The 15401-nt window shown below is 37.2% G+C and carries 13 protein-coding genes; 1 reads left to right on the forward strand and 12 read right to left on the reverse strand.

Annotated features, from left to right (window positions below):
* Positions 1 to 216: 216 nt before the first annotated feature.
* From MHH95_RS15445 to MHH95_RS15460, 4 genes are all read right to left on the reverse strand, one after another.
* Complete coding sequence (locus MHH95_RS15445; RefSeq protein ID WP_340728315.1) at positions 217 to 1200, reverse strand: alpha-ketoacid dehydrogenase subunit beta; 984 nt, start codon at positions 1198 to 1200, stop codon at positions 217 to 219.
* The gene (locus MHH95_RS15450) at positions 1200 to 2210 is read right to left on the reverse strand and encodes a thiamine pyrophosphate-dependent dehydrogenase E1 component subunit alpha (RefSeq protein WP_340728316.1); all 1011 of its coding nucleotides are present in this window, start codon (positions 2208 to 2210) and stop codon (positions 1200 to 1202) included. The genes MHH95_RS15445 and MHH95_RS15450 overlap by 1 nt, the downstream gene beginning before the upstream one ends.
* A gap of 70 nt (positions 2211 to 2280) precedes the next feature.
* Positions 2281 to 3690 (reverse strand): dihydrolipoyl dehydrogenase, encoded by a 1410-nt coding sequence (lpdA, locus tag MHH95_RS15455; RefSeq protein ID WP_340728317.1) that lies wholly within the window; start codon positions 3688 to 3690, stop codon positions 2281 to 2283.
* A 132-nt stretch (positions 3691 to 3822) separates the two neighbouring features.
* Entirely contained in the window at positions 3823 to 4917 is a 1095-nt protein-coding gene (locus MHH95_RS15460; protein ID WP_340728319.1) for a Leu/Phe/Val dehydrogenase, read from the reverse strand.
* Between the two features lie 411 nt (positions 4918 to 5328).
* Here MHH95_RS15460 and MHH95_RS15465 point away from each other — a divergent pair, with 411 nt between their 5' ends.
* Positions 5329 to 5562, forward strand: coding sequence for a DUF2627 domain-containing protein (locus tag MHH95_RS15465; RefSeq protein WP_191699963.1), 234 nt, complete (start codon positions 5329 to 5331; stop codon positions 5560 to 5562).
* A gap of 33 nt (positions 5563 to 5595) precedes the next feature.
* Here MHH95_RS15465 and MHH95_RS15470 read toward each other — a convergent pair whose 3' ends face one another.
* From MHH95_RS15470 to MHH95_RS15505, 8 genes are all read right to left on the reverse strand, one after another.
* Positions 5596 to 6324: a glycerophosphodiester phosphodiesterase gene (locus MHH95_RS15470; RefSeq protein ID WP_340728321.1), complete on the reverse strand. Its 729-nt coding sequence runs from the start codon at positions 6322 to 6324 to the stop codon at positions 5596 to 5598.
* Complete coding sequence (locus MHH95_RS15475) at positions 6324 to 7895, reverse strand: DUF342 domain-containing protein (RefSeq protein WP_340728322.1); 1572 nt, start codon at positions 7893 to 7895, stop codon at positions 6324 to 6326. The genes MHH95_RS15470 and MHH95_RS15475 overlap by 1 nt, the downstream gene beginning before the upstream one ends.
* Before the next feature lie 144 nt (positions 7896 to 8039).
* Positions 8040 to 8474 carry a hypothetical protein gene (locus MHH95_RS15480; RefSeq protein WP_340728324.1) on the reverse strand — a complete coding sequence of 145 codons (435 nt, stop codon included), beginning with the start codon at positions 8472 to 8474 and terminating at the stop codon, positions 8040 to 8042.
* A 308-nt stretch (positions 8475 to 8782) separates the two neighbouring features.
* On the reverse strand, positions 8783 to 9574 hold the full coding sequence (gene spo0A / locus MHH95_RS15485) for a sporulation transcription factor Spo0A (RefSeq protein ID WP_191699969.1): 792 nt from the start codon (positions 9572 to 9574) through the stop codon (positions 8783 to 8785).
* 336 nt (positions 9575 to 9910) lie between these two features.
* A complete protein-coding gene (locus tag MHH95_RS15490; protein ID WP_340728326.1) occupies positions 9911 to 10834 on the reverse strand; it encodes a SpoIVB peptidase S55 domain-containing protein in 924 nt (307 codons plus the stop codon).
* A 188-nt stretch (positions 10835 to 11022) separates the two neighbouring features.
* Positions 11023 to 12714: a DNA repair protein RecN gene (gene recN / locus MHH95_RS15495; protein ID WP_340728327.1), complete on the reverse strand. Its 1692-nt coding sequence runs from the start codon at positions 12712 to 12714 to the stop codon at positions 11023 to 11025.
* A 16-nt stretch (positions 12715 to 12730) separates the two neighbouring features.
* A complete protein-coding gene (gene ahrC, locus MHH95_RS15500) occupies positions 12731 to 13180 on the reverse strand; it encodes a transcriptional regulator AhrC/ArgR (RefSeq protein WP_191699975.1) in 450 nt (149 codons plus the stop codon).
* A gap of 198 nt (positions 13181 to 13378) precedes the next feature.
* Positions 13379 to 15400, reverse strand: a complete 2022-nt coding sequence (locus MHH95_RS15505; RefSeq protein WP_340728328.1) for a cellulose biosynthesis cyclic di-GMP-binding regulatory protein BcsB — start codon at positions 15398 to 15400, stop codon at positions 13379 to 13381.
* Position 15401 lies beyond the last annotated feature (1 nt).

The following is a 15401-nucleotide window of genomic DNA, read 5'->3' on the forward strand; positions in this document are numbered from 1 at the left end:
AGTACAAATTTCCACATATAAAATAATTCTTCCGCATAATGTTAGAGTTGATTTCCATTCCGGATCGGACGCTTTCCAGGAGGACGGATCAAGCTTGTAGTCTCTCCCTGGTGCTATTCCCCTAGGAGTCGCCTCCCCTCCATTCCAATCAACTCTTTCCTTTACAAAGTTGTGGCTTACTTATTGCGAAATTCTATATAATTCTTAATCTATTAACTAAAATTCAGCGAGTTCGCGAATGGCTTTTTCCACTTTGTCAGGATTAATCATGAAAAACTTTTCCATTGTTGGTGCATATGGCATCGCGGGAACATCAGGTCCTGCCAATCGTTTGATTGGAGCATCTAAATCAAATAGACAGTGCTCTGCAATAATCGCTGCTACTTCACTCATAATGCTACCTTCTTTATTATCCTCTGTTACAAGCAGGATCTTCCCTGTTTTCTTTGCGGCTTCAATAATCGCTTCTTGATCAAGAGGATACACTGTACGCAAATCCAGAATATGTGTTTCAATACCATCTTTGGCTAAACGCTCTGCAGCTTGTAAGGCAAAATGAACAGCTAATCCGTACGTAATCACTGTGACATCATCACCTTCACGCTTTACATCCGCTTTGCCAATCGGCAATGTATAATCATCTGCAGGTACTTCCCCTTTAATCAGTCGGTAAGCACGCTTATGTTCAAAAAATAATACTGGGTCCGGATCGCGAATAGCCGCTTTTAATAATCCTTTTGCATCATATGGCGTTGAAGGAATAACGATTTTTAATCCTGGTGTCCCGGCAAACATTGCTTCTACCGATTGTGAATGATATAGTGCACCGTGAATCCCACCGCCAAATGGAGCACGGACAACTAACGGACAGCTCCAGTCATTGTTAGATCGGTAGCGGATTTTTGCTGCTTCTGAAACAATTTGATTCACTGCTGGCATAATAAAGTCTGCAAACTGCATTTCAGCAATTGGACGCATCCCATACATCGCTGCTCCAATCGCAACACCTGCTATGGCACTTTCAGCTAAAGGTGTATCAAGCACACGCGCTTCACCAAACTGGTCATATAAACCGGTTGTCGCTTTAAATACCCCGCCTTTTAAACCAACGTCTTCTCCTAATACGAAGACACGCTCATCACGTTCCATTTCTTCTTTCATTGCTAAATTAATTGCATCAATATAAGAAATTACCGGCATTACGCATCCTCTCCTTCCGCATACACGAAACGCATCGCATGTTCCGGTGAGGCGTAAGCTGCATTTTCTGCATAGTCTGTCGCCTCGTTAACCGTTAGCATTACGCGATCATTTATTTGTTCAAATAACTTATCATCCGCAATTCCGCGGTCTTTTAAGTATGCTTCAAAAAGAAGAATCGGGTCTTTTGCCTTTCCTTCTGCAATATCCTCGGCTGTACGGTATTGACGATCATCATCATCTGAAGAGTGTGCTGTTAAACGGAAAGTAACCGTTTCAATTAAAGAAGGGCCCCCACCGCTGCGTGCACGATCTGCTGCTTCTTTAATAACTTTGTACACTTCCAAAGGATTTTTGCCGTCTACTGTTACTCCAGGCATGCCATAGCCAATTGCACGATCAGATACTTGTGCACAGCCCAACTGACGTTCTACTGGAACAGAGATTGCATATTGATTGTTTTCAACCATGATAATGACCGGTAATTTATGAACGCCTGCAAAGTTGGCTCCTTCATGGAAATCCCCTTGGTTTGACGAACCTTCACCTAATGTCACGAATGTAATAAAGTCCTTTTGCTGCATTTTTCCTGCAAGTGCCACACCAACTGCATGTGGTAACTGTGTCGTTACAGGCGATGAGCCCGTAAGAATGCGGTTTTTCTTTTGTCCGAAGTGTCCCGGCATTTGACGACCGCCTGAATTTGGATCTTCAGCTTTTGCAAAGGCAGATAGCATTAAATCCTTTGCTGTCATACCGAAGTGAAGGACAACCCCCATATCACGATAGTACGGAGCAATATAATCCTTAGTATGGTCCAGTGCAAATGCAGCCCCTACTTGAGCTGCCTCCTGCCCTTGACATGAAATTACAAATGGGATTTTGCCTGCACGATTTAATAGCCACATACGCTCATCTATACGCCGTGCCATTAGCATCGTTTCATACATTTCAATTGCATCTGCATCCGTTAATCCTAACTCTTCGTGTGTAATATTTGTTTCAGTCATAAAATACCCCCTATCATTTATCAATTATTTCTTTGCATAATTGAATCATAACGCTAAAAGTTATTAGAAGTTAAAAATGGATTGCTTTTCCTTCAATTGCAAGTGCTGCTTCTCCGATAATTTCACTCAACGAAGGATGCAAGTGCACCATTTGTCCAAGTTCCCAAGGAGAAGCATTTAAAAATAGCCCCAGTGCTGCTTCAGATATTAAATCTGTCGCATGAGGACCGATTAAGTGTACACCTACTAAATCATTTGTTTTTTCATCCGCAATGACCTTTACAAATCCTTCTGTTTCCCCATAAACAATTGCTTTACCTATTGCCTTGAACGGGAAAGTAGTCGATACGACACTATAGCCGTTATCTTTTGCTTGTTGTTCTGTAAGACCAACGCTTGCTACTTCCGGATTACTGTAAACACCTCTTGCAATGTTGGCGTAGTGAAGTGGATTCGAATTTCCGCTAGCAATATGTTCCACCGCCAAAATGCCTTCATGTGATGCGACGTGTGCCAACTGCATTCCACCAATAACGTCTCCAATAGCATATATATGACTTTCTTTCGTTTGGAAATTATCATTTACTGAAATAAAGCCATTTTCGACTTCTATTTCCGTGTTTTCAAGTCCAATATTTTTTGTATTCGCTATTCTTCCGACTGACAATAGAAGTGCCTCTGCCGAAATTTCCTTATCATTGAGCTGTAGTGATACATTATCCTGTACATTAATTGCCGAAGGATCAAGCTTCACATTCAAATGGACGTTTACACCACGCTTTTTCAATGATTTCAGCATCTCAGCAGAAATCGCCTCATCCTCTGTCGGTAATAAACGGTCACCTAGTTCCAAAATCGTGACATCGACATCAAAATCAACAAGCATCGAAGCCCACTCAACGCCGATCACACCACCACCGATGATAATAACGGACTTAGGCAGCTTTTCAATTGTTAAAAATTCATCCGATGTGAAAACTTTTTCCCCATCGACTTTTAACCCATCCAGATGTCTAGGACGGGAGCCTGTCGCGACAATTACGTTTTTTGGGACAAGCATTTCATTTTCTGTACCGTCATTCATTTCTACTGAAATGGTTCCTGGCATCGGTGAGAATATAGAAGGACCCATAATACGTCCGAAACCGTCATATACATCAATTTTTCCTTTTTTCATTAAGTGTTGGACACCTTTATAAAGTTGCTCTACGACGTTTGACTTTCGCTTTTGAACTTGTTCGAAGTTAACCTTTACATCATTAACTTCCACTCCAAAATCAAGCGCTTTTTTTGATTGTACATATACTTCTGCACTGCGGAGCAATGCTTTCGTAGGAATACAGCCCGCATGTAGGCATGTGCCTCCAAGCTTATTTTTTTCAACGATTGCCGTTTTCAAGCCAAGCTGTGAAGCACGTATTGCAGCAACATAACCGCCTGTGCCACCGCCTAAAATCACAACATCATAATCTTTCGCCATTTCCAACACCCCTTTTTGCATTTAAAATCCAATATACCTCTGCATCATCCGGATGTGGCATTTTGTTGCAAAACCACATCCGTCACATTTAACAAAGGCTTTTTCTTTCAGTGAGAAGCTAAAAGAAATCTATTAACGTCCATTTAATATGTTTTTTTCATTTTGCAGGAACTGACTGCGAGATTTTGCTACACGGGCAATACGCTCTTCAGCCAAACGATTCGCTGCTAAGTATGTTGGAATATCTTCCTTTTTCGAGATCGCAAAAATTTTCTCTAAACTTGTGTAAATCGTTTCAACCCGCTTCATCGCACGCTCACGGTTATAGCCGTATAATTCGTCAGCTACGTTAATTACACCACCGGCATTAATTACATAGTCCGGTGCATAGACAATACCCATTTCATGCAATACTTTACCGTGTCTAGATTCTGCCAGCTGATTATTCGCCGATCCTGCAATCACTTTTGCTTTTAATTGTGGAATCGTTACATCATTTACAATAGCGCCAAGTGCACATGGTGAGAAAATATCGACTTCCTGCTCGTAAATTGCATCCGGTGCAACTGCGACAGCATCAAAATTTGATACGACACGGTCAATCGCCTGCTGATTAATATCAGTTACGATCAATTTCGCGCCTTCTTTATGTAAATATTCACATAAAGTATATGCAACATTTCCAAGCCCTTGTACTGCTACTGTACGACCCGACAGTGAATCATCGCCAAACGCTTCCTTCGCTGCTGCTTTCATCCCTAAAAATACACCATATGCTGTAATTGGCGACGGATTGCCTGAGCTACCGAATGCTGGCGAAATACCTGTTACATAATTTGTCTCTTCGTGAATTAAATCCATATCGGCCACTGTCGTACCTACATCTTCTGCTGTAATGTAACGGCCGTTTAACCCTTGGATAAACCGCCCTAAAGCACGGAACATTTCTTCATTTTTATCTGTGAATGGGTCCCCGATAATTACGGTTTTACCACCGCCTAAATTTAAACCTGCCGCGGCATTTTTATATGTCATTCCACGGGCTAGACGAAGTGCATCTTCAATTGCCGCTTCCTCTGAGGCATAAGTCCACATCCGTGAACCTCCTAGAGCTGGACCTAATGTTGTATCATGAATTGCAATTACCGCTTTTAACCCCGATGCTTCATCTTGGCAAAAGACAACTTGCTCAAAATCATACTTCTGCATGTACTTGAAAATCTCCATAATACTCTACTCCTCCATTTAAGAAAGCGCTTACTTTCTCGTATATTATTGTTTTTTGTTAATTAAGATAATAAATACTTAAATTTGTATAATTTTATTATCGTTATTTTTACAATACTTATAATTTAAAAATGATGCAACTAGAAATCTCCAAATTTAATTAAATTAGAAAATTCGGACAATTTTGAGCGTTAATGAGCACTAAAAAAACAATATTTTCTATGAGACTTTTATTATGCTAACATAACATGTTGATGTAAATTCGACATATCTTTTAATTGAATTCGTTAATTTGGATTGATGTTATTGACATTCTTTTGTGTCATTGTAAAATTAAGTGAAACTTCAATAATAATGACATTAGCCTGATTATACGGTGGGCTGTGCAATCAGTCGGTAGGAGGTCTTTTAATGGCACGTATGGCTGCATTTATCGTTTTAGTTATTCCAGCAATTTTAATGGCTGCTGGTATTAAATTTATGCGCGATACTCTTTTTGGTATATTAATTTCACCATTTCCATGGATTTGGTTACAATTCATTGTAGGCGCCATCTTTTTTGCTGTAGCGTTTTTGTTTTTTGCAGGGTTTTTACTACATCGGGATCGCAAGCGCGGTAAAGTATCGGAGCGCTGGCAAAAATAATTGAGTATACGAAAAAGGTGCCTAGAAAATATTCTAGACACCTTTTTTACGTTGTTGAGCTTCTAGTACTTTATGTGGAAAATCGGTTATCCAGCCAATCACCGCTTGATGGGGAGTTTTTAAAAATGGTTCGTTCCCCCTAATTCCGTAAAATCGTATACCCATATTTGATGCTGTACACAATTCCAAGTACTGCATTTTATAGTATTTCCTATGTGCATGAATAGCATCAATATAATCGCATTTCCCTAATGAATTCCAATCGAACTTTTTCGTTATAATGATGGCCGTTTCAGCTTTCGGCAGGACTTCTTTCACTGATTTTAATAATGATTCATGAAATGACGAAAAATGACTGTTTGCCGGCAATTGTATATTATGTAGGAATGATTTTAGTACATTCTCTTTGGAAATAAGTGATTCTTTTAATTCTATGTTGAGTGATATATTTTCTTTATTTGCCCACTTCAGCACATCCTCAAAGGACATCATCCTCTCTTGAAGAAAGAACCGTTTAAAGCGGGGACCTAAATTGTATTTTACGAGCTCCTTGTAATCACACTGTGAAACAAGTCTATTCTTTCCTGCCAGCCTTTTCAAATCGAGATCATGGAACACAACTAAAATGCCGTCTTTTGAAATTTGTAAATCAAGTTCAATTCCATCTGCACCCAGATCTTTTGCCTTTTTAAATGCAGAGAAAGTATTTTCCAAATAAAAACTCGATGCACCACGATGAGCAAAAACAGGTATATCATTCATTATACATTCAGCTCTCCGTTTTCAATTAAAAATCTTCCATTGGTCATCGTCGATAAAAACGAAGACTTTTTACCAATTTGAATATACGTTCCGGGGTAAGCTTCTTTTTTCACTTCGATTTCTTCCTTTCCGACTTTACGTAAATCATTCATTAACTGCTTAATTTCCCGATCCAGCTCCATTGCCGTCGATTTATTATATTCAAGCTTCTGCTTTGTTTGCTCAAACACTGCAAGTTGTGGCTTCGTCAATTTCTGGACGACCGGCATTAGACGATTTATTTGGTTTTCCAACTGCAAGATATCCTCCTGCATCGTCTTCAGCAATGCGGCCTTCGATTGAATGAGCTCAAGCCCCTCTGCTTTATTTACGCCATTTATAATTAGTTCTGTTCTCCGTTCCAGTCGGTTTCCAGTAATGGCTGTAACGATTTTATTTTTGGCAATAGCTGTACCACCTATAATTTTACCTTTTCGTTCATCCACAAAAATCGACTGTGCTGTAATGATAGATCCTAAAGCATAAAACCCAATATTAACATCTTTCCCTGCTACCAGATGGGCTTCATTTACATGTTTTACGAATATACTGCCACCTGCTTCAACACGGGTTTGACCTAATCCAAAAATGCCACCTCGTATAAAAACATCTCCATCTGTCGATTTAATGAGTTTCGCACCAGATACACCTTCTGGACCTTCAATCGAAATATCCCCTTTTGCAATGACGGAGTATCCTGGCTGAACCGTACCTCGTATAGAAATTGATCCATTAAAATCAATATTGCCAGTCTCAACGCTAACATCACCATTAATCGGTAAATGATGATTAACACTTATCATTCCTTTATGGTTTTCAAACACACCGCTAATTTTTGAAAGAAGAACTGTTTTTCCGTCTTCTTCCTTTTCATATGCTGATTTACGATCATATTTTAGTGGCAGATCGCGCCCCCATTGTGCAGGAATTGACTCTCCGTACACATTTATTCCAGGAGTACCGGGTTTGGCATGAATCTTTTCGCCTAACCATGTCCCTTGTTCAATTTCAAATATAAAATTCATATCGTAATAATCCGCTGTACCATCTTCTCGAATAACGGGTTTTCGATTAGGCAGCTGTAAATAGGTGATTTTTGCATCATCTCCTTTAATAGGAGGTGTTCCTTGGGCGATCATTATAGCCTTGCCACTTACGATTGATTCGATTTGAATATCGATAACACCATACCTAATATTATTTTGAGATAATATATTTTTTACATCATCCAAAAATAATTGTGGATTTACTCGAATGGACTCTACCGTTTCATACACGAAAAGAGAAGCAGACATTTTATCTCGTGATACTTCAATCGTAATTGCTGGGAGCCAAGTACCTATTTCTACGGGGGTAGATGTAATCTCCATTAATACTTTTTTCAATACTGCGAAATTGGTTAATTTGATGCGAGGATTTAAACGTACAATCATATCAAAGTCTTTTAATAAAAAACCTGGTTGAATTGTTTTTATATATACTATTTCATTATTTACTGTAATCTCAAAAAAACTATTTTCAAAAATAACCACGAATATCAACCTCCGATACATTCAGTATATACAAAGATTTGATATTTGTTTAGTTAAAAATTTTCACAAAAAATGGTTTTTTAGCCTAGTTAAAAAGTTAATTATAAAGCATTATAATCAAAAGGTATTATTACCTATCTACTATTAATATAAAGTATGATGGTATTGTAATAAACTATGATATATTTCTGATACTCCATCTAAATAACGTTCATCATTAGTCTCTATTGCCTTGATAGTATTGTTAATAAGCATAATGTCTAGTTCAATAGACTCGTTAAGGACTTTATTTTTAACCCCCTTCAAAATTATGACATTTTTCAAACTATTTAGTTCATTTAAGTACTCCTGCATTTTCTCATTAGCCAATTTTAGTTCTGAATTGTTTAATGTCCCTAGTAATAATATATCACTATAACATTCTTCCCGTTGAGTCTGTAATCCTTCTATATAATTTCTTTTAACATCCGTTGTAAAATCCGCTGGTGCGGAAGCTGTCCTAAAATTAAAAGGAAATGTTAAAAGAAGAATGAATATGATTATAATAAGTACAAATATGGGCATTTTCAATCGCTTCATCTATCATCTCTCCTATAATCATTTTCTATCATTTTACCTAAGATTAATGTGAGAAATGTAAAATTAATGTTAAATTCACATAACAGATTGAAACACGATGAAATAAAAAAAGTGTCCAGTACAATTTCTGGACACAAAAGTGAGTAATACCGAGCATGGTATTATTCTTTGAAAGGAGGTAAGGGAGACTTCTAGGCCTTACTTGCTTTAAATATTCCCCGACTTTTCCTGTCTTAAACTTAATCGATAAAAAAAACACCTCCATATTAGCATTTAAGCTGAAAATGAACGTGTTAAAATCTATTATATTACGAAGCTACCATTTCAATACGAATCTTGTCTGCGATCATAGCAATGAACTCCGAATTGGTCGGCTTTGACTTCATATGGTGTACCGTATAGCCAAATAGCTCTGAAATGTTCTCATAGCTGCCTCTGTTCCATGCTACTTCAATTGCATGACGGATAGCCCGTTCTACACGAGAAGGCGTTGTGCTGAATTTCTTGGCGATTTCCGGATACAGAATTTTCGTTACGGAACTTAATAATTCGATATCATTGTACACCATTTGAATTGCTTCACGTAAATAAGCATATCCTTTTATATGGGCAGGTACACCGATTTCTTTAATTATACCTGTAATTGTTGTATCTAATAAACGCGTATCTATTTTTGTAGGTGTGTTTGTTGCTAAAATTGGTGTACGTTTTTCCTGTTCAAACTTTTTGCCAGCGCAATGTAGAATTTTGTGCACAAGCTGTTCAAATTCGAATGGTTTCAGCATAAAGTAAGATGCGCCAAAATTCACAGCCTGCTTCATAACATCCTCTTGTCCAAAAGCAGTAAGCATAATAACCTGAGTATTTAGATGACGTTCATCATTGTACATTTCTTCCAATACAGCTAGTCCATCTAAATGTGGCATAATGATATCCAGCAGCAGTACGTCGATTTTATGCTCTTCCAACATTTTAATGCACAATTTTCCATTTGAAGCAGTTGCCACAATTTCAATTTGCGGATGGTTCGCGAAATAAATCTCCATCATTTTTATTAATTCGCGATTATCATCAGCAATCGCAATTTTTACCTTTGTCAATCAAAATCCCCCTTTTATTTTGTCCAATTTCTCCCATACAAAAACAAACTTTGCCGAGTTTATTAACAAATGCCCCTAATTATTTGTCATAAGAATATAACAAAAATGATCGACAGTTGATACCAATCCCTTTTGCATTGTCCTGTAGGGAAGTTTCGACAGAAATTCTTTAAATCCTTCTTCACACACAAAAATGAGTAACAAGTATTATGTTTTCTACCTTTATCGACAAGGAAATATATGGTTCTGTTTTTGTCGAATTATCTCTAAGTACTATTGTAATGAAAAAAGGAAAAAATGACTACACTTTATTAAAAGTGTAGTCATTTTTTTTTATTATGGACTCTTTTTTAACATTTCTATGACAAGAATTCCGGCACCCTTTGTAGGTTCTTCAATAAACATGTGCGTTACAGCTCCTACAAATTGATTGTCTTGAATAATCGGACTGCCACTCATCCCTTGAACAATACCGCCTGTTTTATCGATTAGACGTTCATCGACAACATGGAACGTAAAAGTATTATCCGTTTGTTTGTCAATTTTTATATCAAATAAATTGACCTCTTCACCGTCGATTGCTGTTAAGATTTGTGCTTTACCTTTTTTTAATTGATCGGCATGTATAATTTCAAGCGGTGGATGCAAACTGTCATGTAATGATTGTTCCCAATTTCCAAAAATACCGTATACATCATTACTGTTAACAGTTCCGAGTGGCGTTTGAGATTTATCTACAATTGAAATTTTGTAACCTGGTTGACCCGGAGTACTCTTTTTCACCTGTGAAATGGATGCTTCATAAATAGCACCTTCACTGAATTTTGGAGGAAGTTTCATCGTGGAGTCTACAATTTGATGGCCAAGTGCTCCGTATTCCATCGTTTCGGGATCGATATACGTGAGTGTTCCTACACCATCCGTTTCGCTTCTTAAAAATGGCTTTAAATGTACCAGTTCATGGGCAGATACACTTATTTCTCGCTGTTGCTTTCCATTTTCCAATGTTAGGGTAAACGATTCATCTTGACCGGATAAATCTTCTAGCTGGCTAATTGTTTCACCATTTAATTTTAAAACCCGCTCTCCCTTTTTCAGCCATTCACTACTTTCTAATAAAACGTCCTGAGCAACTATAACATATGGCATTTGCAATTGTACTCCGATTGAATGCCCCATCGGAATTAAAGATTTCCCAAAAACCTGCATTGGCGACAATATTAAAAGCATTGCAACGAGTAACGACCATTTTTTTATCATCATTCACCTCCTCTATGCGCTTACTATGTGAAGAAACGAAGGAGTTATGAACGGAAAAATTTTGTTGATATGAGGAAAAATTAGAATGTATTCAATTACATTTAGCTTAACGAAGCGATTCCTCTAATAAACAAAACAGCAAAAGCCGCCTAAAAAATTTTTTTATTTTTAGACGGCTCTATAATTTATTATTTCATGGATTCTTTACGTTCATTTGCCATTTGTATTAGTTCTGAAGCATGTTGTAATGTAAGCTCTGTAATTTCAGAGCCACTCATCATGCGGCTAATTTCTTCAATGCGTTCTTTTTCTTCCATTTCAGAAAGTGTTGTAAAAGTACGATCATACTCAACTTGCTTCTTTATATAATAATGATGATCAGCCATTGCTGCTACTTGTGGTAAATGCGAAATACACAATACTTGGGAATTCACTGAAATCGCAGCAATCTTCTCTGCTATGGCTTGAGCGACTCGACCACTTACACCGGTATCCACCTCATCAAAAATGATGGAGGTAATGCCATTGGATGTTGAAAAAATTGTTTTTAAAGCAAGCATCATTCGTGAAAGCTCTCCACCTGATGCCACTTTAGGCAACGACTTTGGAGGTTCTCCGACATTTGTCGAAATATAGAATGCAACGAAATCTCTACCATTCGCATCGAATTGTGCCAATTGATTAAACTGAACGATAAACTGCGCTTTTTCCATATGCAGCATGCGTAATTCATTCATTATTGCTTCACTTAGCTTTACGGCATTTTCTTTTCGAATTGCAGTTAATTCTTTTGCCATTTTATTTAAGTTTTCTTCCATGCTCGCTAATAATTGCTCGTTTCGCTGCAATGTTTCGTCGCGGTTCATAAGCTGGCTAAGCTCTTCTTCAATTTTTTCGTAGTAGTTTAAAATTTCTTCTACAGTCGTACCATATTTACGTTTCATATTTTGATATAATGCAAGACGCTGTTCGACTTCATTTAAACGCTCGGCATCATATTCCAAATCATCGAGCACATTTTTAATTTGGTACGCGGCATCCTGAAGTGCATAAAAGCTTGTTGTAACAGCTTCGGAAGGCTCCTTAAAGTTCGAATCAAGATCTACAATATCTTCAAGTGCATTCATAGCATTACCGATAAAATCAAGACCATTCGCATCACCGGAAATTGCTTCATATGCCATGTTTGCCCGTTCAAAGATTTTATGGAAATTCATTAAACGAAGTCGTTCTTCGTTCAGCTCATCCTCTTCATCCTCTTTTAATGCAGCCTGCTCCAGCTCCTGAATTTGAAATTGATATAAGTCGATACGCTGTGCCATCCGCTGCTCGTCCATACTTAGCTCCGCAACTTCTTTTTTTAACTGACGGTACGCTTCATACGCTTCACTGTATTGTGCTTTTACAGAATGAAGTTCATGATGTGCAAAATGGTCCAATAAATGTATATGGAATTTCTCATCCATCAGCTCTTGATTTTCATGCTGTCCATGAATATCGATTAAACTACCACCAATATCACGTAAAACAGATAATGGAACAAGTTTGCCATTAACTCTGCAAATACTTTTTCCCGAATCATGTAAATCACGACGCAGTATGATGGTCCCTTCTTCTGCCTCTACCCCATGTTCCTCGAGTTTCATAAATATCGGATGTTGACTATTATTCACTTGGAATAGTCCACCCAACTCTGCTTTTTTTTCACCATGGCGAATAAATTCGGTTGATCCTCGACCACCGGCTAATATATTAACTGCATCAATAATAATTGATTTCCCGGCACCAGTTTCACCTGTTAATACAGTTAAACCTCCAGAAAAACTTACCGTTAAATCATCTATAATAGCAAAATTTCGAATACTTAATTCTCTTAACAAACCACTCCACCTCGGTTTACAGCATGTCTAATAATCGGTTTTTTATTTCTTCACGATCATTTTCTGTGCGGCACATAATTAAGATTGTATCATCACCACAGATTGTTCCTAAAATTTCCGTCCAATCTAAGTGATCCAATAAAGATCCGATTGCATTGGCATTTCCCGGCAATGTCTTCATTACTAAAAAATGTGAAGCTCCATCAATCGATACGAATGCATCTGACAATGATCGATGCAATTTTTGAATCGGATTGAATCTCTGATCGGCTGGTAAACTATATTTATAACGCCCGTCCTGCAGGGGAACTTTAACTAGATGCAATTCTTTAATATCACGGGATACGGTAGCTTGTGTAACATTGTAGCCCGCGTTTTTTAAATGATCGACTAAATCATCCTGTGTTTCAATTTCATTATTTGTAATAATATCGCGTATACGAATATGGCGCTGTCCTTTGTTCACAAAAGTCACCTCATTAAAATAGTTAAGAATATATGTATATTTACACTAACATTTGCATAAAAGAAATACAAGAAAAAATCGTACATATGTTCAATTCCCCTTTTTTTATCAACATTCATTCTATTTTATAAACTTGAAATAGGAAACGCTCTTCGTATAATTTGTGCAGACAAATTAACGAAAAGCGTGTGAGTTATCTTATATGTTTTTATTTCTTTTACGTTTCCGCCATACATAAACAATCAACGCAATTACTGCAAACAGGAACAGGAAAAACAGATAGAAACTATTGCTGTCAATCATGTTAGTTGTTAGTTTTTCTGTCAGGTTTTTATCGGTAACTTGCGCTTCATTTGTATGAACTCTGCCACCACTTCCGTTCACTGCAATATTGGCATTATCACCCAACATTTTCAAACTAGCTGCAAAATCCTTTGGCACATATTGGTCTGTGCTACTAACGACATCAAACACTACTAATGCAAAATCCTTATTCCAAGGGTTGTTTTGAATAAAGGCAAATTCTGATACATTGAAAAAACCATGCTCCGTTAAATCAGGAATATTATTATTGTAATGAACTGTCAATACTTCATCCTGTAACAGTTTATGCTGTTTTTTACCGCCTATAAAAATAACATGACTTTTTTCTAAAATGTCTTTTTTAATATCCTCTGTTCGGATTAGCGTAATTTCAGGTAACTTATTATTAATCGTAAGTGCCTCATAAACAGCTAATAAATCTGACCAGCGAAATTGATCGGGTACTACAATCGTGATTGGCTCATCAATTTTAGGGAATGGGAAGAAGCGGAATGTATATTGTGATACTTCCTGTTCCTTAACATTAAAGTTTAACGAGCTTACATCGGCAATATATACCCACTTGGCTTGATCTGACTGTATACATTCTTTACTTTCATGCAACCCATTTGCCATCAGTTGAATACGCATCAAGGTAGAATGTGTAAAAACAGCACTACTCATCGGTACTTCTACAAAAATATCGCCATTTTCATCTGACTTCACTTCATTTAAATTAATACTGTGTGGAACATCATTTATGAACAAAACTAATTCATGCTCATTGTTGGATTTATTGGTTAAAATAGACTCTGACACTTTTAAATGTAGTTGAATACTTGCCTTCATATCATTAAATGGATAATAAGGCATGTAGTAAAAATACATTTTTGAAGTTGTATTGCCAAAACCTAACGTCGTATTTGGGATCCCCATTTTTTTAAATGCTATCTTATTTTCCTGAACAGGTTGCTGTAGGATAGGCTGATTTACAATCTTAATTTGTTCTCCATGCAGCTGTTTAACGAATGAATCCTCGGTTAATACCTCTATTTTATTGAATTCCTCATCATCTTTACCTGTTATGACAAGTACATTTTTCACGGCAGATTGTTGCAGTGCCAATGTCTGTACCGATAAACTAAGACCATCTTCAGCATAGCTTTTGGTTACTAGCTCATTGAAGGTTGGGTTTTTAAACTCATCCTTCAATCCAATGAAAACCGTCGCATCTGTAATTGCCTTTACCTGTGATTCCTTTAAAAGTTTAACTTTGTTCGGAGTTGAACTATTTGAAAGGTAATTTGTCAGCTGTAAAGCGGCATTAAGTGTTTTCAACGTAGGCTCATCAGATACAACAATTTGTGTGTTTCGCGTATCCGTTCCGATAAAATAAGCTGGATATTGATTGAGATTTTGAAGTTCAGCGTCTAACTTTGCGCGAATATCTATAAACGAGGAAATTTGTAATGTTATCCAATTCCCACTTGTATTTTGATTAAGACAGATTCCTTCTTTTAAAATACCTACATATTTAATAGTAATTCTATGTTCACCTTTTTCCAGTGCATTCCCCACTAACGGGATAGTCATTTGCGATTGCATTTGGTCTAGACCAATCGTTTGGACTGGTATGCCATCAACCTCAACTGTTAATGAGGAAGGCGCAATCAGTAGGCGAGAATGATTAAAAAATAACTGTATTTTTTGCCCCTGCTCTTGTTGTGTTTCCAATAATTCGTAAACAAATTCAATTTCGCTTGATTCACCTTCTAATGTCACTTCTTCAGTGAATAAAGGGCTTCTTGTAGTTTCACGAACTTCTTCTGGCAGCATATTTAATTCGTTTGCGAATACTGCTGTTTGCCAAACAAGAAAAGCGATGAAGCTTATTAATATAATCGACAGATGCTTCATT

The sequence above is a fragment of the Solibacillus sp. FSL K6-4121 genome (genome assembly GCF_038002585.1).
In the GTDB taxonomy this organism is placed as follows: domain Bacteria; phylum Bacillota; class Bacilli; order Bacillales_A; family Planococcaceae; genus Solibacillus; species Solibacillus faecavium.